General features: G+C 57.3%; 16 protein-coding genes. 4 read left to right on the plus strand and 12 right to left on the minus strand.

Going from position 1 to position 23,095, the window contains the following annotated elements; genetic code table 11:
* Positions 1-358 precede the first annotated feature (358 nt).
* A complete protein-coding gene (locus RBB47_RS05695; RefSeq protein WP_305984786.1) occupies positions 359-2,962 on the plus strand; it encodes a PAS-domain containing protein in 2,604 nt (867 codons plus the stop codon).
* A gap of 295 nt (positions 2,963-3,257) precedes the next feature.
* The gene (locus tag RBB47_RS05700) at positions 3,258-6,629 is read left to right on the plus strand and encodes a PAS-domain containing protein (protein WP_305984787.1); all 3,372 of its coding nucleotides are present in this window, start codon (positions 3,258-3,260) and stop codon (positions 6,627-6,629) included.
* Between the two features lie 91 nt (positions 6,630-6,720).
* Here the strand turns inward: RBB47_RS05700 and RBB47_RS05705 are convergent, their stop codons facing one another.
* The 8 genes from RBB47_RS05705 to RBB47_RS05740 form a co-directional block, all read right to left on the minus strand.
* On the minus strand, positions 6,721-8,715 hold the full coding sequence (locus RBB47_RS05705) for a methyl-accepting chemotaxis protein (RefSeq protein ID WP_305984788.1): 1,995 nt from the start codon (positions 8,713-8,715) through the stop codon (positions 6,721-6,723).
* 310 nt (positions 8,716-9,025) lie between these two features.
* A complete protein-coding gene (locus RBB47_RS05710; protein WP_305984789.1) occupies positions 9,026-9,433 on the minus strand; it encodes a F0F1 ATP synthase subunit epsilon in 408 nt (135 codons plus the stop codon).
* A 96-nt stretch (positions 9,434-9,529) separates the two neighbouring features.
* Entirely contained in the window at positions 9,530-10,954 is a 1,425-nt protein-coding gene (gene atpD / locus RBB47_RS05715) for a F0F1 ATP synthase subunit beta (RefSeq protein ID WP_371932744.1), read from the minus strand.
* Between the two features lie 124 nt (positions 10,955-11,078).
* A complete protein-coding gene (locus tag RBB47_RS05720; RefSeq protein WP_305984790.1) occupies positions 11,079-11,963 on the minus strand; it encodes a F0F1 ATP synthase subunit gamma in 885 nt (294 codons plus the stop codon).
* A gap of 33 nt (positions 11,964-11,996) precedes the next feature.
* Positions 11,997-13,526 (minus strand): F0F1 ATP synthase subunit alpha, encoded by a 1,530-nt coding sequence (gene atpA / locus RBB47_RS05725; RefSeq protein WP_305984791.1) that lies wholly within the window; start codon positions 13,524-13,526, stop codon positions 11,997-11,999.
* The gene (locus tag RBB47_RS05730) at positions 13,526-14,146 is read right to left on the minus strand and encodes a F0F1 ATP synthase subunit delta (protein ID WP_371932745.1); all 621 of its coding nucleotides are present in this window, start codon (positions 14,144-14,146) and stop codon (positions 13,526-13,528) included. The genes atpA and RBB47_RS05730 overlap by 1 nt, the downstream gene beginning before the upstream one ends.
* 239 nt (positions 14,147-14,385) lie before the next feature.
* The gene (locus tag RBB47_RS05735; RefSeq protein WP_305984793.1) at positions 14,386-14,754 is read right to left on the minus strand and encodes a DUF1428 domain-containing protein; all 369 of its coding nucleotides are present in this window, start codon (positions 14,752-14,754) and stop codon (positions 14,386-14,388) included.
* Positions 14,755-14,795: 41 nt separating this feature from the next.
* Positions 14,796-16,991 carry a primosomal protein N' gene (locus RBB47_RS05740; protein WP_305984794.1) on the minus strand — a complete coding sequence of 732 codons (2,196 nt, stop codon included), beginning with the start codon at positions 16,989-16,991 and terminating at the stop codon, positions 14,796-14,798.
* 274 nt (positions 16,992-17,265) lie between these two features.
* Here RBB47_RS05740 and fsa point away from each other — a divergent pair, with 274 nt between their 5' ends.
* Positions 17,266-17,919 (plus strand): fructose-6-phosphate aldolase, encoded by a 654-nt coding sequence (gene fsa / locus RBB47_RS05745; RefSeq protein WP_305984795.1) that lies wholly within the window; start codon positions 17,266-17,268, stop codon positions 17,917-17,919.
* Between the two features lie 174 nt (positions 17,920-18,093).
* Here the strand turns inward: fsa and RBB47_RS05750 are convergent, their stop codons facing one another.
* From RBB47_RS05750 to RBB47_RS05760, 3 genes are all read right to left on the minus strand, one after another.
* The gene (locus tag RBB47_RS05750) at positions 18,094-18,984 is read right to left on the minus strand and encodes a sterol desaturase family protein (RefSeq protein ID WP_305984796.1); all 891 of its coding nucleotides are present in this window, start codon (positions 18,982-18,984) and stop codon (positions 18,094-18,096) included.
* Positions 18,985-19,274: 290 nt separating this feature from the next.
* Positions 19,275-19,784 (minus strand): Hcp family type VI secretion system effector, encoded by a 510-nt coding sequence (locus RBB47_RS05755; protein WP_305984797.1) that lies wholly within the window; start codon positions 19,782-19,784, stop codon positions 19,275-19,277.
* Between the two features lie 813 nt (positions 19,785-20,597).
* Complete coding sequence (locus RBB47_RS05760) at positions 20,598-21,110, minus strand: Hcp family type VI secretion system effector (RefSeq protein WP_305984798.1); 513 nt, start codon at positions 21,108-21,110, stop codon at positions 20,598-20,600.
* A gap of 486 nt (positions 21,111-21,596) precedes the next feature.
* Between RBB47_RS05760 and RBB47_RS05765 the strand changes: the two genes are divergently transcribed.
* Positions 21,597-22,556, plus strand: a complete 960-nt coding sequence (locus RBB47_RS05765) for a tyrosine recombinase XerC (protein WP_305984799.1) — start codon at positions 21,597-21,599, stop codon at positions 22,554-22,556.
* Between the two features lie 9 nt (positions 22,557-22,565).
* Here the strand turns inward: RBB47_RS05765 and RBB47_RS05770 are convergent, their stop codons facing one another.
* Positions 22,566-23,069 (minus strand): GNAT family N-acetyltransferase, encoded by a 504-nt coding sequence (locus RBB47_RS05770; RefSeq protein WP_305984800.1) that lies wholly within the window; start codon positions 23,067-23,069, stop codon positions 22,566-22,568.
* Positions 23,070-23,095 lie beyond the last annotated feature (26 nt).

The raw sequence follows: 23,095 nt of genomic DNA on the forward strand, positions 1-23,095 counted from the left end.
ACGTTCCTTAAGACCCGGCCTTTGGCCGGGTTTTTGTTTGTCTTGAGACGCAAAGCCAGTTTTCGAAGCCAAACAAAAATGCCTGAAAGCAAGCTGATCTACCGTTGCCGAGCCAAATTCACGCAGCAGCATTATTTAAGTCTGCTTTTCAGATCATGTGATTTGATTTCCATCTTGCCGGCGAACTGTTCACAGGGCGAAAGCCCGTGGATACGAACTTCACGGATGCGTCAAAAACGCAAGCAATTACAACTATTTGGTTCTTTTTCCCTCCGTCATTTCAACTATAGGTTTATTGCGCAGTCGCTGAAGTTATATCGATACTGAATTCAAGGCTGGCTCCTGGTGCAGCTAAACGATGGAATTGATGCTGAATATGACGCTCGCGCAGGTTCAACGAGAAGAAGAACGATTGGAAGCGCTTCGCAAGCTCTCAATCATTCACTCGGAACAGCTGCCCGAATTCGACGCTGTCGTATCGAATGCTTCCTACATCTTCGACTGCCCGATGGCGGTGATATCGATCGTCGATCAGGACGAGATCTGGTTCAAGTCTGCCGTCGGTCTCGACGCCACCGAGACGCACCGTGAAAATTCCTTTTGCGGCTATACAATCTTGTCCGATGATCTTCTGGTCGTTCCGGATGCACGCGCAGACGAGCGGTTTCGTGACATCCCGCTGGTGACCGGTGAGGTCGGCGCGCGCTTTTATATCGGTTGCCCAGTTTTGGTTGATGGCAAACACCGGATCGGTACGATCTGCGTGATCGATACAAAGCCGCGCCAGCCGAGCGATGAGCAACTTGCCCAAATGCGCAACCTTGCCAAGGTTGTCGAAGGTCTGATCAAGGCGCACAAGGCCAGCATCGAGACGCGGGAAGCGCTGCTGCAAGCTGAACTGGAACAAGAGCGCGCAAGCCGCAGCCATGACCTGCTGGAGGAGATCGCTCTCATTTCCGATGTCGGTGGTTGGGAGTACGACACCAGGACGGGCCAAATGACATGGACCGCGAAGACGCGGGACATCCACAAAGTCGGTGACGATTTCCAACCCGATTTCGAAACGGCTCTGTCCTTCTTTGCTCCCGACAGCCGAAGTGTTCTTCAATCCGCCTTCGAAGATGCTGTCCAGTCAGGCAAGAGCTGGGACCTGGAACTTGAGCTCGTCACGGCAACGGATCATGAACTCTGGGTTCGCTCTGCCGGGCGTCCGGTGTTCGAGGGGTCAAAGGTCCGTCGCGTCATTGGCGCAATTCAGGACATCTCGGCGCGCAAGCGCAAGGAAGAGGACTTTCGCACGTCGGAAGCAATCCAGCGCACGACGTTCGACGCGCTGCAGGAAGGGATCCTGCTTGTGGATAGTGCAGGACACATTCATTCAGCCAATTCCGCTGCCGCCAAGTTGCTGGGGTTGGCGGCAAATGCCCTGACCGGCAGCAGCCTGCACGACCTTGACCTATCCCGATTGAACTTTGCAGACGCGAACAACGAGCAGGATCATCCACTTGTTCTAGCCCTCACCGATCCCGGGTTGGTTGTCGACCGGGAAGCGCAGTTCAGTGATCGCGACAACGGAAAGTCCAGATGGCTTCGCCTCAACGCAAAACCTGTCGACAAGATCAACGACCATGGATTTGACGGTGTCGTCGTATCGCTGACAGACATTACACGGGAGAAGCAGCAGGCGGATACGCTGCAAGTGTTCTTCGACAATTTCCCGGGCGGACTGGTGCACTATGACAGCCAGTTGCAGATGACTTTCTGGAATGAAGAGTTTGCCGACTTATTGAACCTTCCCCAGTCGTTTTTGCTGCAAAAACCTGAATTGAAGCAAGTCATTCAGTTCCTGGCGACCCGCGGCGACTACGGTGAAGGCGACCCTGAACAGATTGCCTCCGAGCGTCTCGAAAAATACGGCGCCGGAAGCCGGCATGCCTATGAACGCAAGACCAACGACGGAAAGGTTCTTGAAGTTCGCGGAACACCGATTCCCGGTGGCGGCAACGTGTCGAGTTTCCTCGACATCACCAGGCGCAAGCGCATGGAAGAACAGCTTGTTGAAAAGGAAAGACTTGCCAGCCACCGCCTTTTCGAGCTGGAAGCGGTGATTGCCAACATGCGTCAGGGAGTATGCGTATTCGATGGCGAGGGGCGCCTCACGCTCTGGAACAGGCACTTCATTGAACTCTTTGGCAAACCGGACGGTGAAGTCAGAAAGGGCATGCGCCTGGTAGAGATGCTGGAGCTCGAAAGACAACGTGGCGAATTCACGGAGGACCCGTCCGCCTTTTACGCGGATCTGAGAGAAAAGCTCGACGCCGGTGAAGTGCTCAATTCCATTTTCAAACATCCGAACGGGACAATCATCAGCATTGTGCGGACGCCACTTCCCGACGGGGGTTGGGTGGGAACGCACGAAGACGTCACCTCGCGGGAAAAGGCGACCGAGAAAATCACTTATGCCGCACACCACGACACGCTGACGGGGCTCGCAAACAGGACGCTGTTCAATCTCAAGCTGGAAGATGCGATCAACAGGGCGGAGGACTACAGCGAGGTCAGCGATCTGCTGATGATCGACCTCGACCGGTTCAAACCCGTCAATGACACTTACGGCCACAACGTGGGTGACGATCTCCTGCAACAGGCGGCGGCCAGGCTGAAGGATTGCGTGCGCACAAAGGACACCGTTGCACGGCTTGGCGGCGACGAATTTGCCATCATTGTCCGAAACACGACCCGGGAACCCGACCTCGCCTCGAAGATCGCCCGGCGCGTTGTCGAGCAATTGAGGAAGCCGTACACGATCGACGGCAACACAATAGAAATCAGTGCAAGCGTGGGAATTGCACCCATTTCCGGGTCTGGCCCCGACGCAAGCCCGATCCTCAAGAAAGCCGACGTCGCCCTTTACGCGGTCAAGAATGAGGGTCGCGACGGTTTCAAGCACTATTCGGAGTAGGTCTCTGTTTTGAGGCCGACAAGCTCACAGCAACCCAGAATCAAGTCATCCAAAAAATCACAACTAAAGCGTTTATCTGGTTGTATTGTATTTTATCTATTTCGAACGATGCCAACGATTACAATCAAATAAACCAGAAATTGAATAAACGTGCTTTCTACGCTCGAAAGCATCACGTTTTTGCGAAAATCCTGTAGATATTCGAAACTTAATCTTTTGTTGCCGTTCTTAAACTACGTTTCAGACTTATTCTCATGACAACTTTCCGAGGCACAATCGGGAGACAAGACGCGGTATGGAAGCTGTGCAGTCGGCAAACGAGGAAGAACGCCTTCAGGCCCTGGATGCACTTCAGATCATCGGATCTGAGCGCCTGCCGGAATTTGACGCCGTCGTCGAAGCCGTTGCTGCCATTTTCGACTGCCCGATAGCTCTGGTTTCCCTGGTCGGGGAAAACGAACAGTGGTTCAAGGCCAAGTGCGGACTGGAGGCGGACGGAACGCCCCGCGAAATCTCGTTCTGCCAGCATTCGATCTTGTCCGATGATCTGTTCATTGTTCCAGACGCGCAGGAAGACCCGCGTTTCAGCGACAACCCGCTGGTGACAGGCGATCCCCATATTCGTTTTTACGCTGGTTGTCCGCTTTCCATAGATGGCCGAAACCGGCTGGGCACCCTCTGCGTCATCGATCGCGTTCCGCGTACGCCGAGCCAGGACCAGCTCGATCAGTTGCGTCGGCTTGGCGCAGTTGTCGAAGGTCTGATCAAGGCGCATCAGATGCGCAAGGACAAAGAGGCAGCGCTCGCTGAAGCTGCCCGCGAACATGAGCTTGCCGCGCACGAAAGCGACCTTCTGGAAGAGATTACGAGCGTTTCGGGTGTTGGAGGATGGGAACTCTGCGTTCGTTCGAACACGCTCACCTGGACAGAAAAAACGAAGGAAATTCACGAAGTTCCCGATGACTTTCAGCCGACGGTCGACTTTGCGCTTTTCTTCTATCCGCCCGACAGCCGGGACATAATTTCCAAGGCTGTCAGTGATGCGATCGAGCATGGGGTCAGCTGGGATGCCGAGCTGCCCTTCGTCACCGCAAAAGGTCGCAACATCTGGGTGCGGGCCGCAGGACGGCCAATCGTTGAAAACGGCGAAGTCGTCAGGCTTGTTGGTGCTTTTCAGGAGGTGACGGAACGCAAAAAGACCGAGCAGTCGGTCCGCTATTCCGAAGCTGTGCAGCGGGCGACGCTGCAAACGCTTTCCGAGGGAGTGGTTTTTCTCTCAAGGTCCGGACGCATCCAGTCGATCAATGCGGCCGGTGCGAAGCTTCTGGGATATGCCCAGGACGAGATCGTGGGCGCCCGTGTTCAGGACCTTGACCTTGTCATCGATCTTGACGACGGTAGCTCTGCCGATCCAGGTGAGCTTTTCCGGCATGCGGCGACCCAGCCGGATGAAATCAACGACAAGGTTGTTCGCGTCGCCAGGGCAAACGGCAGCGGTAACGGTGGTGCCTGGCTCAAGATCAATGCCGAAGCGATCGATGCTGCCAATGAATTCGGTCTGGACGGCGTTATCGTCTCACTAACGGACATCACCGAAACAAAGCATCAGCGCGACACGCTTCAAGCGATCTTCGACAATTTTCCGGGTGGAATGGTCTATTTCGACGAAACCATGCACCTGCAGAGCTACAACGACGCTTTCCAAAATGCTTTCAAACTGCCGGAAGAGCTGCTGAGCCAAAAGCCGCACCTTAAAGATACAATGATGTACGCCGCACGCCAGGAAGAGCATCCTTCTAGAAAGGCGGAAGAAATTGTCGAAGAAAGATTCAATCCCTTCATGAGTGGCAAACCCGCTCAGCTCGAGCGCGTGACCGCGGATGGGACCGTCCTGGATGTGAGATCCATGCCCCTGCCGAGCGGCGGCATCGTGTTCAGCCTTCTGGATATTTCAGAACGCAAGCACCGGGAACAGGCCATCATGCAGTCGGAGGTCGTGCAGCGAACGACCCTCGAAGCCTTGGTCGAGGGCATTCTCCTGTTGTCGCCAGAAGGCACGATCGAATCCGCCAACCCGACGGCTGAAAAACTTCTTGGCTATGGCGACGGCAGTCTCGTGGGGCAACGGATCGACGATCTCGATCTCTCCATCGAGCTTGAGACCTCCGACGATCACAACAGCCGCAACCCGTTCGAGTTGGCAATCGTTGATCCTGAAGCCGTTACCGATCTCGTCGCAGATCTGCGCTCCCGGCATCGTCACGGTTCAACCTGGCTGCGCATAAACGCAAGACGCGTCGATCCCTTTGGTGAATACGGCCTGACTGGCGTCGTCGTTTCGATCGCAGACATTACGGAGACAAAACAGCAGGCTGACACGCTCCACACAATTTTCGAAAACTTTCCGGGTGGCTTTGCCTATTATGATCAAAGTTTTCAATTGGGCGCCGCAAACGCTGAATTCACGCAACTTCTTGAATATCCTCAGGAATTGATCGACCAAAAACTTCATTTGCTCGACTATCTGAAATTCAATGCAGAGCGTGGCGACTACGGTGAAGGTGACCCGGAGCGACTTGCTCTTGAAAAATTCAAGTCCTATGACCGGAACAAGCCCCACAGCTATGTCCGGAGTGCTGCGAACGGAACGTTTCTTGAGATCAGGGGAACACCGCTGCCGTCGGGTGGTTACATCTACAATTTCTTCGATGTCACCGACCGGAAAAAACTTGAAGCGCAACTGGCGGATAACGAAAAGGCGGCACGCCTCAGGTCAGAGGAACTGGAAGCAATCCTTGCAAACATGCGCCAGGGCGTCAGCGTCTTCGACAAGGACGGCCGCCTGAGGTTGTGGAACAGACAGTACATTGAGATCTTTGAAAAACCGGAAGACGACGTTCGCGAAGGTGTCACCCTGCTTGAGCTGATCAATGCGGAAAAGGCCAGGGGTGAGTTTGACGGCGACGTCAGAGAGCATGTCCAGGACCTGCTCATTCGGCTGTCAGCAGGCGAGGTCGTCCGCTCGAAGTTCAAACATCCGGGCGGCAAGATCATCAGTGCCGTGCACGCACCCTTGCCCGGCGGTGGCTGGATCGGGACGCATGAAGACATCACCCAGAGCGAGTTGGCTGTCCAGAAGATCGAACACGCGGCACACCACGATACCTTGACGGGTCTCGCCAACCGAACCTTGTTCAACACCACCTTGGAAGCAACGGTGAGCGACTGTGACGAGGAAACCGAAGGCGCCTTGATGCTGCTTGATCTCGACAAGTTCAAGCCGGTCAACGACACCTATGGCCACGACGCCGGGGATGAGCTGCTCAAGCAGGTTGGCGAACGCCTGAAGACCTGCGTCCGCTCCACCGATCTCGTGGCACGGCTCGGCGGTGACGAATTCGGGATCATCCTGAACCGGGCAACCCGGACGGTTGCAGAGGTTATTGCCAGCCGGATCGTGCGCAAGCTGCAAAGTCCCTTTGAAGTTGTCGGCCAGTCGGTCAGCATCGGCGCGAGCGTTGGTATCTCGCCGATCTACGCCGATACCCTTGACGTCAATTCGATCATCAAGAACGCCGACATCGCGCTTTACGACGTCAAGCACAACGGGCGAAACGGGTTCCTTTATCTTGAGCCGGCTCCGGCGAACGGCTCTGCCACCGCGTAAGCCCCTTAAGGCATTTCTTCTGGGCAAGACCTGAAACGACAAACCGCGAAGCGCGAGGCGCTCCGCGGTGTCGGTGTTGCAAGATACAGCTTTAGGCGGCTTTGACCGTGTTCAAGAACCTCTCGATGACGATGTGCATCTCTTCGGACTGCTCCGAAAGCGTCTCTGCGGCGCTGACGACTGTTCCGGCTGCCCTGTCGGTCTCGGCTGCAGCTTCCGACACCCGAACAATACTGTTACTGACTTCAGCCGTACCTTGAGACGCCTGATCGACGCTGGCCGAAATCTCAACCGTTGCGGTTGTCTGTTCTTCGACCGACGTTGCAATGGCCGTTGCAACGGAATTGATTTCCTCGATAGTTTCGGAAATCGACTGGATCCCGTTGACGGCGTCGCGCGTTTCCGACTGGATTGCCGAGATCTTTGCCGAGATTTCTTCCGTCGCTTTGCCGGTCTGGCTCGCAAGCTCCTTGACTTCGGCGGCAACCACGGCAAAGCCCTTTCCGGCTTCCCCAGCTCGCGCTGCTTCGATCGTTGCGTTCAACGCAAGAAGGTTCGTCTGCTCAGCGATGGAAGAGATGAGGGAAATCACCTCGCCGATGTCTTCTGCGACGTTGGCCAGTCCTTCTATCTGACGATTGGTGCGATCGGCGTTCTCGGTTGCCTTTTTGGCAATGTCCGCCGAATGCACGACCTGGCCCGTGACGTCTTTCAGCGAGACCGACAACTCTTCTGCCGCCGCCGCGACGGTCTGGACATTGGTTGTCGCTTCTTCGGCTGCGCTGGCAACCATTGTTGCCTGCCCGTTTGTGCCACGCGCAGTTTCCGTCATGGCAGACGCGGTCTCTTTCAGGTTGCCCGTTGCATGCGTAATCGTATCGAGCATCTGCTTGGCGGATGTTTCGAACGCTTCGACGGCTTCCGAGACCGCCATGTTCCGGGCCTCCCGCTTGGCCATTTCCTGCTGCTGTTCTTCCTCCAGACGCAACCGCTCGACGACGCCGTCGCGGAAGCCTGCGACCGACTTTGCAACTGTGCCAATCTCATCAGTGCGTTCCGCCTCCGCAAAGGCCACCTCCGTGTTGCCTGACGCGAGTTGCTGTGCGTCATAAACCAACCGGTTCAGCGGATTTGTAATGGTCCTCGCAATCACCATCGCCAGACCCAGGGCCAGAACGAAGGCGAAAATGCAGGCGGCTCCAACCTGCCACATCGCGTTGGACAAATAGCTTTGGGTTTCGCCGGCAAGCTTTGTTGCATCGACAACTGCGCTTTCTTTCATCAGTCTGGCCTGACGACTGATTTCTGCGCCCTTGGTCAGGAGCGTTTCGTCCCTGATCACGTTGCGTTCCCAGATAACGTCCCTGACACGCCGAGCAGCGGCAAGATAGGCGTCAATTTTCGGTTCGATGAGAGCAAGAACTTCTCTGCGTCTGGGATTTTCAACGCTCTCATCCAGGGCCACGAACCTTTCCTGGAATGCTGCAAAGCTCTCTTCAAGCCTGTCAAAGTCCACAGCTGAATTTGAGGCCAGGAACTTCATCATATAAAGGCGGCCAAGCAGGAGGTTTTCCTGAGCCTGCGCTGCAAAATTAGCTGTCTCCGGATCGCCGTCTTCGGTTGCGGACTGATTGATCTCGGTGAGGAGCTTGCGCACCTCCGGTCCTATGGCATCCAACTGATTGACAACCAGGTCATCGCGCTCGTTGTACAATCGCGAAACGCTTTGTAGTGCAGTTTCGTAGGTACCGATTTCGGAAATAATCACATCGCGGTTTGCCGCCCGGTCCGGCTTGGAAATCTCCTCCTTGGCAATTTCCACGCCCGCCTTCACCTGATTGATGAAGTCTTGAGCTTCAGCCTTGTCCTCAGCAGTCCGGGAACTGATGTAGCGAAGGGTCGCGCGCAGGGCCTTGGCCATGTCTGCGTTGAGTTCAGAGGCGAGCAATGCATCCTCACTCATATCGGTGAGAGATGCCACCGCGCGAGATGACGCGTTAAATTGGTACAACGAAAAGGCACCGAAAAAGGCCAGGCAAAGGGCGACGACCCCAAAACCCAGTAGAACTCTCAATCTAACACTCATCGATTTCTCCGCCCACAAATTACGCAGCGGAATACTCGGCTGTACAGATTAAGCTAAGGTAAAAATCGATATTGGAAAATGTTTTTCAATAAACAAGACAAAATAAACTTGTTAATTTTCGCGATGCATTTCAATCTATACTATATATACGTATAAACACGTACAACTTATATTATGCATTCCATGACGTTTTGGAAAAGCTACTTGACGATTTTTTCTATAAATAACTTACGTTTTTGGGCAACGATTGGATCAAAAAAAACGGCCCCGAGACGGGGCCGCTTAAAATCGCTCGCTTCTAGCGTCAAATTCAGACCTGCTTCAACGCCTCGGCAACGTCCTTCAAACGGCGGAGCGTGCGGTCAGCCTTCTGCCTGGTGGAATCGTCCTTGGCGTCAGCAACGTCTTCTTCCGCATTCTGGATAGCCTGATCGAGCTGTTCACGGCTGATTTCGCTGACCGGTACGGCCTGTTCGGCCAGGACAGTCAGTCCACCGCCGGCCACATCTGCGAAACCACCGCGGACGAAATATTCGTTCCAGGAACCATCTTCGCCGCGAACCTTCAGGATGCCGGGCGCGATGCTGGACATGAACAGGCTATGGTCCTTAAGCACGCCAAACTCACCTTCGGCGCCGGGCACAACAACCTCGGCCACCTGCTCGGAGAGAAGCTGGCGCTCGGGCGAGACCAACTCAAACTGGAAAAGTTCGGCCATTTGGCGTCTTCCTTGTCCGTCTATGCTTCAGATGGCCGGGCCATCCGACATGAAAATCATCGGACGCCCGAGACAGGCGTCCGATCAATCCTGAGATCAGGCAGCCTCAGCAGCCAGGCGCTGTGCTTTCTCAACGGCTTCCTCAATGGAACCGACCATGTAGAAAGCAGCTTCCGGCAGATGGTCATATTCGCCGTCGACCAGACCCTTGAAGCCTTTGATGGTGTCTTCCAGTGCAACAAGCTTGCCCGGAGAACCGGTGAAGACTTCAGCCACGAAGAACGGCTGGGATAGGAAGCGCTCGATCTTACGGGCGCGGGCAACGGTGAGTTTGTCTTCTTCAGACAGCTCGTCCATGCCCAGAATGGCGATGATGTCCTGCAGGGCCTTGTAGCGCTGCAGAGTACCCTGAACGGCACGGGCCGTTTCGTAGTGCTCTTCACCGATGATACGGGCATCCAGCATGCGCGAGGTTGAATCCAGCGGATCCACGGCCGGATAGATGCCTTTTTCTGCAATCGCACGGTTCAAAACGGTGGTTGCGTCCAAGTGGGCGAAGGTCGATGCCGGCGCCGGGTCGGTCAAGTCATCGGCCGGGACGTACACAGCCTGCACGGACGTGATCGAGCCCTTGTTGGTGGTGGTGATGCGTTCCTGCATCGAACCCATGTCGGTCGCAAGCGTCGGCTGATAGCCCACAGCAGACGGGATACGGCCAAGAAGCGCGGACACTTCGGAACCGGCCTGGGTAAAGCGGAAGATGTTGTCAACGAAGAACAGAACGTCCTGGCCTGCGTCACGGAAATGCTCGGCGACCGTCAGACCGGTCAGGGCAACACGTGCACGTGCTCCGGGAGGTTCGTTCATCTGGCCGTAAACGAGGGCCGCCTTGGAGCCTTCTCCGCCGCCTTCCTTGTTCACGCCGGATTCGATCATTTCCCAGTAAAGGTCGTTGCCTTCACGGGTCCGCTCGCCAACACCGGCGAACACGGAGTAACCGCCGTGCGCCTTCGCGACGTTGTTGATCAGTTCCATGATGAGAACGGTCTTGCCGACGCCCGCGCCGCCGAACAGGCCGATCTTACCACCCTTTGCGTAAGGCGCGAGAAGGTCGACGACCTTGATGCCCGTTACCAGGATTTCCGCTTCGGTGGACTGTTCGATGAACGTCGGAGCTTCCTGGTGGATGCCACGCTTGTCAGTGTGCGGAATCTCTCCCGCTTCGTCGACCGGCTCGCCGATCACGTTCATGATGCGGCCCAGAGTGCCGTCGCCAACCGGCACGGCAATCGGTGCGCCGGTGTCGACAACTTCCTGTCCGCGCACCAGACCCTCGGTGGAGTCCATCGCGATGGTACGAACCGTGTTCTCGCCGAGGTGCTGTGCAACCTCAAGAACCAGTCGTACACCCTGGTTGTCAGCTTCCAGAGCGTTCAGGATCAACGGCAGGTGGTCATCGAACTTGACGTCGACAACGGCGCCGATGACCTGGGTGATCCGTCCGACCTGTTTGTCAGCCATATCCCTAATCCTCGTCTCGATCCCGTTTGATCGACCTGCTTCCCATGTCTTTCACATCACGCGGAAGAGTCGATCGACAATGTTAGTATTCCGGCAGTGCGCGCCCGGGGGGGCGCATACCGCTCTAGAGCGCCTCGGCGCCCGAGATGATTTCAATCAGTTCCGTCGTGATCTGCGCCTGACGCTGGCGGTTGTAGTTGATCGTCAGCTTGTCGATCATCTCACCGGCGTTGCGGGTCGCGTTGTCCATGGCAGACATGCGTGCGCCCTGCTCGGATGCAGCATTTTCCAGGAGGGCCCGGAAAATCTGAACGGAAATGTTGCGTGGCAGCAGATCCTCAAGGATCTCGGTTTCATCCGGCTCGTATTCATAAACCGGATGCGCTCCGCCGTTCCCATCCGTTTCGGAGGCTTCGAAGCTTGCCGGGATGAGCTGCTGTGCCGTCGGCTCCTGGGCAATCACCGACACGAATGTCGAGTAGAACAGCGTGCAGACGTCGAACTCGCCGTCGGCAAACATGGCCAACACCTTCTTGCCGATCTCATCGGCGTTGGCATAGCCCACATTCTTGACGCTGCGCAGATCGACGGTCTCGATCACGTGCTGTCCGAGCTCCCGCTTCAGGGCATCAAAGCCCTTCTTGCCGACACAGATGATCTTGACGGTCTTGCCGTCGGCGATCAGGCTGCGCGCTTTTTCACGGGCCAGCTTGGCGATGTTGGTGTTGAAGCCCCCACACAGTCCGCGTTCGGCGGTAGCGACGAGCAGGAGATGCACCTGATCATTGCCCGTACCGGACATCAGCTTCGGAGCGTCGTCGCGACCCTCGAATGCTTCCGCGAGGTTGGCCAGCACCGCACCCATGCGCTCCGCATAGGGGCGTGCAGCCTCCGCAGCTTCCTGGGCACGACGCAGTTTCGCCGCGGCCACCATCTGCATGGCCTTGGTGATTTTCTGCGTCGCCTTAACGGAAGCGATGCGGTTTCGTAAGTCCTTCAGGCTCGGCATGGCCGCCCCTGCTCCTTATCCCGGCGTGTCGTCTTAAGCGAAGTTCTTGGCGAACGCGTCGATGGCAGCCTTCAGCTTGCCAGTCAGATCGTCGTCAAGGGCCTTCTTTTCCCAGATGGCATCCAGCAAATCCGCATGCTCACCACGGAGGAACAGAAGCAAGCCTTCTTCGAAGTCCTTCACCCGGTCGACCGGATAGGCATCCAGGTAACCGTTCACACCGGCGTAAATGACGGCAACCTGCTCCTGGGTCTTCAGCGGCGAGAACTGCGGCTGCTTGAGGAGTTCGGTCAAACGGGCACCACGGTTCAAGAGGCGCTGCGTCGTGGCATCGAGGTCGGAGCCGAACTGCGCGAAGGCCGCCATTTCGCGGTACTGCGCCAATTCACCCTTAATCGGGCCGGCAACCTGCTTCATGGCCTTGATCTGTGCGGATGAGCCCACGCGGGACACCGACAGACCGACGTTCACCGCCGGACGGATACCCTGGTAGAAGAGATCCGTTTCCAGGAAGATCTGACCGTCGGTGATCGAGATCACGTTGGTCGGAATGAACGCGGACACGTCGTTGCCCTGGGTTTCAATGACCGGCAGTGCGGTCAGAGAACCACTGCCATGCTCTTCATTGAGCTTAGCGGCACGCTCCAGAAGACGGGAGTGCAGGTAGAAGACGTCACCCGGGAATGCTTCACGTCCCGGCGGGCGGCGCAGAAGCAGCGACATCTGACGATAGGCCACGGCCTGTTTGGTCAGATCGTCGTAGCCGATCACGGCGTGCATGGAGTTGTCACGGAAGTACTCGCCCATCGCGCAGCCGGCAAACGGTGCCAGGAACTGCAGCGGTGCCGCATCGGACGCGGTCGCAGCGATGACGATTGAGTATTCCAGGGCGCCGTTGTCTTCCAGAACCTTCACGAACTGGGCGACGGTGGAACGCTTCTGACCGACGGCGACGTAGATGCAGTAAAGCTTGGCGTCTTCGTCATCGCCTGAATGCAGAGGCTTCTGGTTCAGGAAGGTGTCGAGGATGATGGCCGTCTTGCCGGTCTGGCGGTCGCCGATGACAAGCTCGCGCTGGCCACGGCCGACCGGGATCAGGGCGTCGATCGCCTTGAGGCCAGTGGACATCGGCTCGTGCACGGATTTGCGCGGCAGGATGCCCGGAGCCTTCACATCGACGCGGCGCTTTTCAGTCGCCTCGATCGGGCCCTTGCCGTCGATCGGGTTGCCGAGCGGGTCGACAACGCGGCCGAGCAGGCCCTTGCCAACCGGGACTTCCACGATGGCGCCGGTCCGCTTGACCGTGTCGCCTTCCTTGATGTCGCGGTCAGAACCAAACAGAACGACACCGACATTGTCTGATTCCAGGTTCAGGGCCATGCCCTTGATGCCACCTGGAAACTCGACCATTTCACCAGCCTGAACCTTGTCCAGACCATAAACACGGGCGATACCGTCACCGACGGAGAGCACCTGACCAACTTCAGAAACTTCGGCTTCCTGGCCAAAGCTCTTGATCTGATCCTTGAGGATTGCGGAAATTTCCGCGGCCCGAATATCCATCAGCCGACCTCTTTCATCGCGAACTTGAGTGAATTGAGCTTGGTACGCAGTGAGGTGTCGACCATGCGGGACCCGACCTTGACCACAAGGCCACCGATCAGGGCAGGATCAACTTTCGCTGCGATGTTTACGGTTTTGCCCGTGGAAGCGGAGAGCGCTTCTTTCAGGGCAGCGACATGCTCGTCGGACAAGGCTGCTGCGGAGACGACCTCTGCAGTTTCCTCACCGCGCTTGTCTGCAAGCAGTGCGCGGAAAGCCTTGATCATGTCGGGAAGAACGAAGAGGCGGCGGTTGCGCGCAGCCAGCTTCACGAAATTTGCGGCGAGGCCCGAGATGCCTGCCTTGTCCAGGAGTGCGGTGAGCGCCGTGAGCTGCTCTTCAGCACTGAATGCCGGGCTCTTCACCAGACGGACGAGATCTTCGCTTTCGGCAAGCATGCCGTCGAATGCATTCAGATCCCGTTCCACGTCTGCCGTTACGCCGTCACCCTCTGCGAGATCGAGAAGGGCGGACGCATAACGTTGTGCCACGCCGGATACGAGAGATACGTTGTCAGTCACCAGGTCCGTGCTCTCTGACGTTTTTTCAAGCCCGCAAAACGGCAAGCGCTCGCAAGGCATTGAAAATAATGAAAGATTTCAAGGTCAGAAGGTATGACGGTTAAACCGTTCCCCCAAAGCCGCGCCTCAATTAGCACAGGGTTTCCCAGTGTGCAACTTCGCCAAAAGACTGTAATGACGGAATCTTCGGTGTTTTTAACCGGACCGCTCAAAAAAGTGCTTCCGCACGCGGCCGATCCGCGCTTTCAAACCGTTTTCCGCAGCCGACTTTGCGCCGTCGTAAGGCGGACTTTCGCGCCTTAATTCGGACCGTCCTGAAAGATCGGTTCGAAGCCGCCGAAAATCATTCGCTTGAGATTAAACACCTCCGCGGCGTTTGGCATGACCTCTTCCCAACGCGGATCCTCCTGCATTCTGGAGATCGCCGCATCACACGTGTCCTTGTCCGGCCAGACAATCCAGGAAAACACCACAGTTTCGTCCGGCTCTTTCTTGACCGCCATCGGAAAGGACGTCACTTCCCCATCAGGGACCGAATCGCCCCATGCCTCACAGGTGCTCAGGGCACCATATTCCTTGAAGAGCGCCCACGACTTTTCTGCAATCTGCGTATAGTCCGCTTTCTTCGCCGTTTTGACCGGCGCCAAAAAACCCTGAACGTATGCCATCGCCATTCCTCCCTGGGTGAATTCAGAAGGCCACTGACAGTCTACAGGAAATGTTGCGGATCGATATCGATTTGCACGCGCAGCCCCTTCGTCGGTTTGGGGCCTGCGCCAAGCCAGGAGCGCAGGTAGGACTGCAGATCGAACTGGCGCGGCGTCATGACAAGGAGCCGGTATCGGTGGCGCCCCCGGACCATCGCAAGCGCCGCTTCGGCGGGACCGAGCAGCGTGACTGCCTGTTCCGGCGGCGCAGATCTTGCGAGTGCGCGTGCAAACCCTTCGGCGAAGTTCTTGTCCGGTCCGGAAACGACAACCGCTGCGAGCCTCCCGAATGGCGGCAAGCCGGCCACCCGGCGCGATTCGATCTCGGCTTTGTAGAAAGCTTCCTTGTCGCTTGAGAGCAGCGCCCTGATCACCGGATGATCCGCATTATAGGTCTGCAGAAAACCGAGTCCTCCGCCTGTGACGCGGCCGGCGCGCCCGGTTACCTGCGCCAAGAGCTGAAAAGTCTTTTCAGCAGCTCTCGGGTCGCCATGGGCGAGTCCAAGATCGGCATCAATGACGCCGACAAGTTTCATCTTTGGAAAGTTGTGTCCCTTGGCGACCAGTTGCGTTCCGATGACGATATCGGCGCCGCCCTCCTCGACGATCTTCATTTCCCGTTTGAGGCGCTCCGGACCACCCGGAAGATCGGACGACAGCACCAGCGTGCGTGCCTCAGGAAAGAGGTCCGAGACTTCCTCCGCGACGCGTTCCACGCCAGGGCCACAGGCAACGAGACTGTCCTTGCTGCCGCACGAGGGGCAACTTGACGGCACCGGCTCGGTATGGCCGCAATGATGGCACACGAGCTTTTTCTGGAACCGATGCTCCACCAGCCAGGCGCTGCAGTGGGCGCACTGGAACCTGTGGCCGCAGGTGCGGCAAAGCGTGAGAGGTGCGTAGCCGCGCCTGTTCAGAAAAAGCAGCGATTGGTCGCCGGATGCAAAACTATCCTTGATGGCGTGGACGAGCTGCGGCGCCAGCCAGCGGCCGCGCTCCGGTCCGTCGGCGCGCATGTCAATCGCCTTGAGTTCAGGCAAGCCTGCACCCGACGCCCGTTCCGGCAATTCGTAAAGCGAGTATCTGCCGAGATCCGCGTTCACATGACTTTCCACCGAAGGTGTTGCTGACGCCAATATGACTGGAAAGCCTGAAATATGGCCGCGAACGACTGCCATGTCGCGAGCGCTGTAAGGAACCCGGTCATCCTGCTTGAAAGCTGCGTCGTGTTCTTCATCGACAATGATCAGGCCGAGTTCCCTGAACGGCAGAAACAGCGACGACCTTGCGCCGATCACCACCCGGACATCGCCGGAGGCCACGCCACGCCAGACCCGCGCACGGTTTTTCGGCGTGATTTCAGAATGCCATTCGGCCGGATAAACGCCAAAGCGCTGCTCGAACCGGCGCAGGAACTGCTCCGTCAGCGCGATTTCGGGAAGCAGGACCAGCGCTTGCCTGTCCCGGCGCAAGGCCTCGGCAATCGCTTCGAAATAGACTTCCGTCTTGCCGGATCCGGTAACCCCGTCGATCAACGTGACACCCGAGCCCTTGTCGAAGCTGTGGATCAGCCCGTCGGCAGCCGCCTCCTGGGCCGGCGTCAGTTCCTTTTTGGCAAAATCAAGCTGTGGCCTGGGCGGCGGCGGTGCCGCCGGCATCGAGACAACTTCCAGCACCTCCTGCTGGATCAGGCCATCGATCACCGAAGGCGAAACGCCGGCGGCGTGGGCCAGACCGCTCTTGGTCCAGGCAAAGCCGTCTTCCATCGTGGCGAGCACCCGGCGGCGGGCCGACGTCTGCCGGTCAGGTTCAGCGCCTTCGATCCGGCGCACACCGGGCACCGGCGCTTCCGGCTCGAGCGCTTCCTCAGAGCGCAGGACCATGCGAAGGACCATTCCAGGTGCCCCAAGCGTCCAGTTCGCCACCCAGTCGACGAAACGTCGAAGGTCCTCGTCCAAGGGCGGAGTGGTGTCATAGACGCGGGAAATGGACTTCAGTTTTTTCGGGTTGATCGCTGCATCCGGCTCCACATCCCAGACAGCGCCAATGACCTCTCGCGGACCCAGCGGGACTTTGACGATCGTTCCAGGCACCACCGTTTGACCGGCCGGGACTTTATAAGTGTACGGAACCGGCACCGCGACCGGCACCAGCACGCTCGCAATCGTTTCCTGAAAGTCTGGATCGTCAAACAGCACGGACGGTCAAGTTCCCTGAGCCCTTCATACGAAGTTTCTGCGCGACAGCCTGTCGCCGCGAGACGTGACAAAAGTTGCCTGAGCGAGGCTGAGGATCAAGCTTCGCGACATTTGAGGTACGTACCACAAAAAAATCATCCACCGGTGAATCAGGGGTTCTTCTTGTCATCATCCTGAGGTAAAGAGAGCGCGACTGACCACGCTTTCGTCCTTTGCCACTGGCAGACCGGTGCATCCTGCGACCGAGAGGGCGCTCTACAGGGAGCAAACACGCATGAAATTCTTCGTCGACACTGCCGACACTGCCGTCATCAAGGAACTGGAATCCACCGGTCTTCTCGACGGTGTGACGACCAACCCTTCGCTCATCGCCAAATCGGGCCGTGACTTCAAGGAAGTGATCGCCGAAATCTGCGAGATCACGGGCGGCGACGTCTCGGCTGAAGTGGCGGCGACCGAGTTCGACCAGATGATCAAGGAAGCGCATGTCCTGCGCGCGATCGCCGACAATGTCGTCATCAAGCTGCCGCTGACCTTCGACGGGCTGAAGGCCTGCAAGCAGCTCACCGAGGAAGGCACCAAGACCAACGTCACGCTGTGCTTCTCCGCCAACCAGGCCCTGCTCGCCGCCAAGGCCGGCGCGACCTACATTTCACCCTTCATCGGTCGCCTCGACGACATGAACATCGATGGCCTTGAGCTGATCCGCGAAATCCGCGTGATCTATGACAATTACGGCTTCGACACGGAAATCCTGGCGGCATCGATCCGCACGCCGAACCATGTCAAGGAATGCGCGATCATCGGTGCCGATGTTGCAACCGTTCCACCCGCGACGTTGAAAGGACTTGTCAAGCACCCGCTGACAGACAAAGGCCTCGATGCCTTCCTGGCGGACTGGGCAAAGACGGGTCAGAGCATCCTTTAAGGCATCTCTTCATCCAAACCCGAACGGCCCGGAAAACCGGGCCGTTTTTTGTTGTCGGCGCCCTTCCGACGTTCCAACCCGTCGCGGCTCCCACTCAATAACGGCGAAGGAACCCTTCCACTCTGTTCTTGTCAGTCAGTCTTTCGAAAAGAACCAAGCCGCTGGCAGAGTGGTCTATTCAGTCTCTGGGAGTTTCCGCTCGCTGTCCTTGTCGAATTTCACGGACCGCGTCATGGCTGCAGCATTCCGTCCCCATTCGGCGAAGGGATACAACACCAGCTTCACGACATCGTTTTGCGGAGCGTCCTTGACGCCGAACTGCTCCTTGCAGGGACCCGGGACGTAATAGGTCCCGAACAGAAGATCAAAGACAGGAAAGACGTTTGCCAGGTTCTTTCCGTAGGCCTCTGGCAAGTCCGCGTGATGCCATTGGTGCATGCGCGGCGAGGCAAGAACGTATCTGAACGGGCCGTGGCTCCAGTCCACATTCATGTGCACATACATGTTGTGCAGCGTCAGAAGGATCGCGCCATATCCCATCACGTCTGTCGGAAAGCCGAGCCAGCTCAGCAACAGGATATAGGACGTTGTCATCACCAGCAGTTCCAGGAAATGGATCCTGTAACTCGTCAGGACATTGAGATCGGGATCCGAGTGATGGATCGCGTGTATCGGCCAGAGCCACCTGTGGTGCAGAATCCGGTGGTTCCAGTAGTCGGCAAAGTCGTAGCACAGTGCCGCGAAAGGAATGAGGATCCACCACGGAACACCCAACCAGACGGATTCATCGATGCTCGGAATGCCAAGAGCCGCATAACCCTCTTTGATATATCCGGACGTCAGAAAGACGATTGGGGCAAACAGCAGGTTAACCCACCAGAACCCGATATTCGCGGCAACGCTTTTGACCAGCCGGAGCGGCCAGTTCAGCCTGTATTCGCGCCGATGAAGATCGACGACAAGCACGGCAAGCGCAAAGCCGAGGGTCACCGCAAACGAAACGCGATATATCCGCTCCGTAACCAGGAACGCGAGCAGTTCGTATATCCGTCCGGCGAAGTCCACTTTTCGGCCACCTGCACCTGAAAAACTTTGGTGCCTATCTAACTATTCGGGGCTTAATCTTGCGTAAATTCAGGTGAATTTGGACAATTCCGGATGCGGCATAGATGTTGCAGTTGGACTGCCCACGACCCTCCAGGGGCGCGTCAAAGCATTCTCCTACCTTTCCAACCAGGCTATGGCCCGCAAAGAAAAATGCCCGGCACTAGGGCCGGGCAGTTGCAGCTGACGTTCGAGGTGGGTTCTGTCAGCTGTGAGCCGGAGTCTTGCGGCTCCAGGGGTCTTGCGGTTTCTTACGAAGTCGCGCGGTAATCGTCGGACGCGCTGGTGCCTGCAACTTCGTGGGTCCATTCACACTTGCGGTAGGTGAAGGAGAACTCGTCGAGGTCGCCGCGGGACGCATTGGCTTCGTCGTTGACGTCCTTGATCATGGTCTTGCCGTCAACGAGGACCGCGTCTTCGTACTTGATCGTGTAGTAGTGCTCCTGAACGCCTGTCGTCGCCGTGCGCCAGAAGTGAATTTCGATCTCCAGGGCTTCACCGGTGGCCAGTGCCTGCCACAGAAGAGCGGTTGCCTTGTCGACCGGCTTCTGGAAGGTCGTCGGCATGTGACGGCGGGCGGCAATCACGGTGCCGGACTGCGGATCACGCGGAACAACAGCGTTCTGTTCGAAGGCGTAGACCAGGCAAGTGCTTTCCTTGCCTTCCTGCCACAGGTTGCCGATGCTGTCTGCGGTGGTTGCGTCAGCTGAGATGTCGCCCTGGGTGGCGCCTTTGATGGTCATGTATGCGATGTTGGACATTTTGAACTCCTCGGGTTTTTGTTCGTAAGAACTTTCATTCGATGTCTGGGGCGCTTCTGATTGTGTGTTTGGCGCCGATGCCAAGGGAATTGCAACGGGTGTGCCAGTTTTGGAAAAACTCATTATGTAATTGATTTTGCTGGTATTATTTTATTTTCGCGGCGAATTAACAACTGTGTCACTGTGCAGTTTTCTGCACACTCGCCCGAAAGCCGCGAAGAAACACGCGCACACGCTGTGTGACGCAGATCACAGATTGAATTTCTTTGGTGTCAGACGGCGGTTGTGAGCCAGGTCAAGCACACGAAAAATCTGGTTTTGCGGCCGTAAACGCGCAAAAGCACACCTTTTTTCAGGGCGGGGAACGCGCTCCAGCAACTGTTCTTTCAGGAATTTGGATGCGTGTGCAGAAATCCGGCGGTGCAACCAGGAGGTCGTCGCGCCTGAGCCATGTGTCACGTCATGCGTGTCTCAGGCCCTACAATAGCCCCGGCGCTCGCTGCGTTGACGCAGCGAAGGGCGACAAGGCCTCAATATTTCACTTGGCGGGTGATGAAACGCTGCTGCTTGGGTTTTTGATCAGGCTGACCTGTCAACGCCGTTTTTACCTTCCAGGCATTCAACAGGTTGCGCTGGCGTCTCACCCGGTTACGAGCTGAAACAAGATGGGCTTGTTTCAGACTGCACTCAGCAGGGAGCTGCAAAAGCAAACCGCCCGGCACATTGACCGGGCGGCTGCAGATGGCAAGAGGGGCAGTCCCGCCACCTGAGAGCCAGACAACGTCCGGCTCAGATGTATTTCGCAAATTCAGATCATGTGACCGGGGCGCGGTAATCGTCGGATGCGCTGGTGCCTGCAACTTCGTGGGTCCATTCACACTTGCGGTAGGTGAAGGAGAACTCGTCGAGGTCGCCGCGGGACGCATTGGCTTCGTCATTGACGTCCTTGATCATGGTCTTGCCGTCAACGAGAACCGCGTCTTCGTACTTGATCGTGTAGTAATGCTCCTGAACGCCTGTCGTCGCCGTGCGCCAGAAGTGAACTTCGATTTCCAGGGCTTCACCGGTAGCCAGTGCCTGCCACAGAAGAGCGGTTGCCTTGTCGACCGGCTTCTGGAAGGTCGTCGGCATGTGACGGCGGGCGGCAATCACGGTGCCGGACTGCGGATCACGCGGAACAACGGCGTTCTGTTCGAAGGCGTAGACCAGGCAAGTGCTTTCCTTGCCTTCCTGCCACAGGTTGCCGATGCTGTCTGCGGTGGTTGCGTCAGCTGAGATGTCGCCCTGGGTGGCACCTTTGATGGTCATGTATGCGATGTTGGACATTTTGAACTCCTCGGGTTTTTGTTCGTAAGAACTTTCATTCGATGTCTGGGGCGCTTCTGATTGTGTGTTTGGCGCCGATGCCAAGGGAATTGCAACGGGTGTGCCAGTTTTGGCAAAACTCATTATGTAATTGATTTTGCTGGTATTATTTTATTTTCGCGGCGAATTAACGACTGTGTCACTGTGCAGTTTTCTGCACACTCGCCCGAAAGCCGCGAACAAACGCGCGCACACGCCGTGTGACGAAGATCACAAATTTGTACCTGCCGGCGGCAAGCAGACGCTCTCAAGGGCGCCACTTGACCTTTTCTCACCGTTCTGAAGCGCTTATCGGGCGTTTTGCGCGTGCTTTTCTGCACATAGCCGCCGTGTTCCGGAATGCAGTATTGAATGCCGACACTCTCAACCCGGTTTGAACCGCGCGAGGCCCCGGTTCGATCGTGAATGTTAACCAATCCGAGGAAGCCCCCGGTATAGACTTGGCTCATGAGCACCAGTGCGTCCAACACATCCGACCTTCTCATTTCCGCCCGCCCCGACCTCAACCGGCGTATCGGGCAATGGCTGGATCAACTTGCCGACGAACGGCGACTCTCCGACAAGACCCTGGTCGCCTATGAGCGGGACCTGAGGCAGTTTCTCCGCTTTCTGACGGGTCATCTTGGCGGTGCCCCGGATGTGAAGGACATTGCCGCGCTTCGTCCTGCCGACTTTCGCGGGTTCCTGGCCCATCGCCGGCGGAATGGTGTTCGAAGCCGCTCACTCGCACGCGGTCTTGCCGGGATCCGGTCCTTTCTCAAGTTCCTGGAACGGCGCGGCGAAGTGAATGCCGCCGCCGCAGATGCCGTGCGGCCACCGCGCCAGGCGCGATCGCTGCCGAAACCGGTTGCCGCAAAAGACGCACTCGAGATCACCAGCGGCAATCTCGCGATGGAGAGCGAAGCCTGGATCGAGGCCCGGAACGCGGCCGTGCTCACTTTGCTCTACGGATGCGGCCTTCGGATTTCCGAAGCGCTGTCACTGACAGGCGCCATGGCACCTAGCCCCGGCATCAAGACATTGCGTATTCTTGGCAAGGGCCGGAAAGAACGCATCGTTCCGATCCTGCCGGTCGTCTGCGACGCCGTGGCTCATTATCTCAAACTGTGCCCCTATGCGATTGCGCCGGACGGTCCACTGTTTCTGGGTGCGCGCGGCGGACCACTGAATCCGCGTATGATCCAGTTGGCCATGGAGAAATTGCGCGGAGCCCTCGGCCTGCCGGACAGCGCAACACCGCATGCGCTCAGGCATTCTTTTGCAACACATCTGCTTGCCGGCGGTGGAGACCTGAGAACAATCCAGGAGTTGCTCGGGCATGCAAGCCTTGCTTCCACGCAGATCTATACAGAGATCGACAGCACGCATCTCCTCGCAGCTTATGACAAGGCGCATCCGAGAAAGTAGTCGCGCCGGTCAAAAGGATCTTGGCAGCTCGTAGACCGACCGGGTCAGTCCATCCGGAAACAGTTCACGCGCGATTTCCGTTCCGCCCAGCTTCTGCACCAGTTTTCTCGCAGCGGTGTTGTCGTCATTCATGTGCGTCTCCACACGCGACCAGGCATAGATCTCATAGGCATGCCGGATCGCAGCTTTAGAGGCTTCGACCGCGATCCCCTTGCCCCTTGCTTCCGGCATCAACCACCAGGTCAACTCGCGCCGCGGCCAGCCTTCCGGCCAGACGAAACCGCAACCACCGACAGCGATACCTGTCCTTTCCGGAACGATCATCCACATTCCATAGCCGCGCAGATGCCAATGCCCGATATGCACTGCCAATACCCGCCACGCCTGGTCCTTCCGGAGCGGTCCGCCATAGAACCGCGACGCATCGGCATCGGAAAAGAAAGACGAATAAATGTCGAAGTCGCCGTCTTCCGGTGGGCGCAGCAGTAGCTGTTCCGTTTTCAATGTGTGCATGGTCTGAACTTGTCCGGCTGAAGGGC

It is taken from the genome of Roseibium sp. MMSF_3544, assembly GCF_030732845.1.
Lineage (GTDB): Bacteria > Pseudomonadota > Alphaproteobacteria > Rhizobiales > Stappiaceae > Roseibium.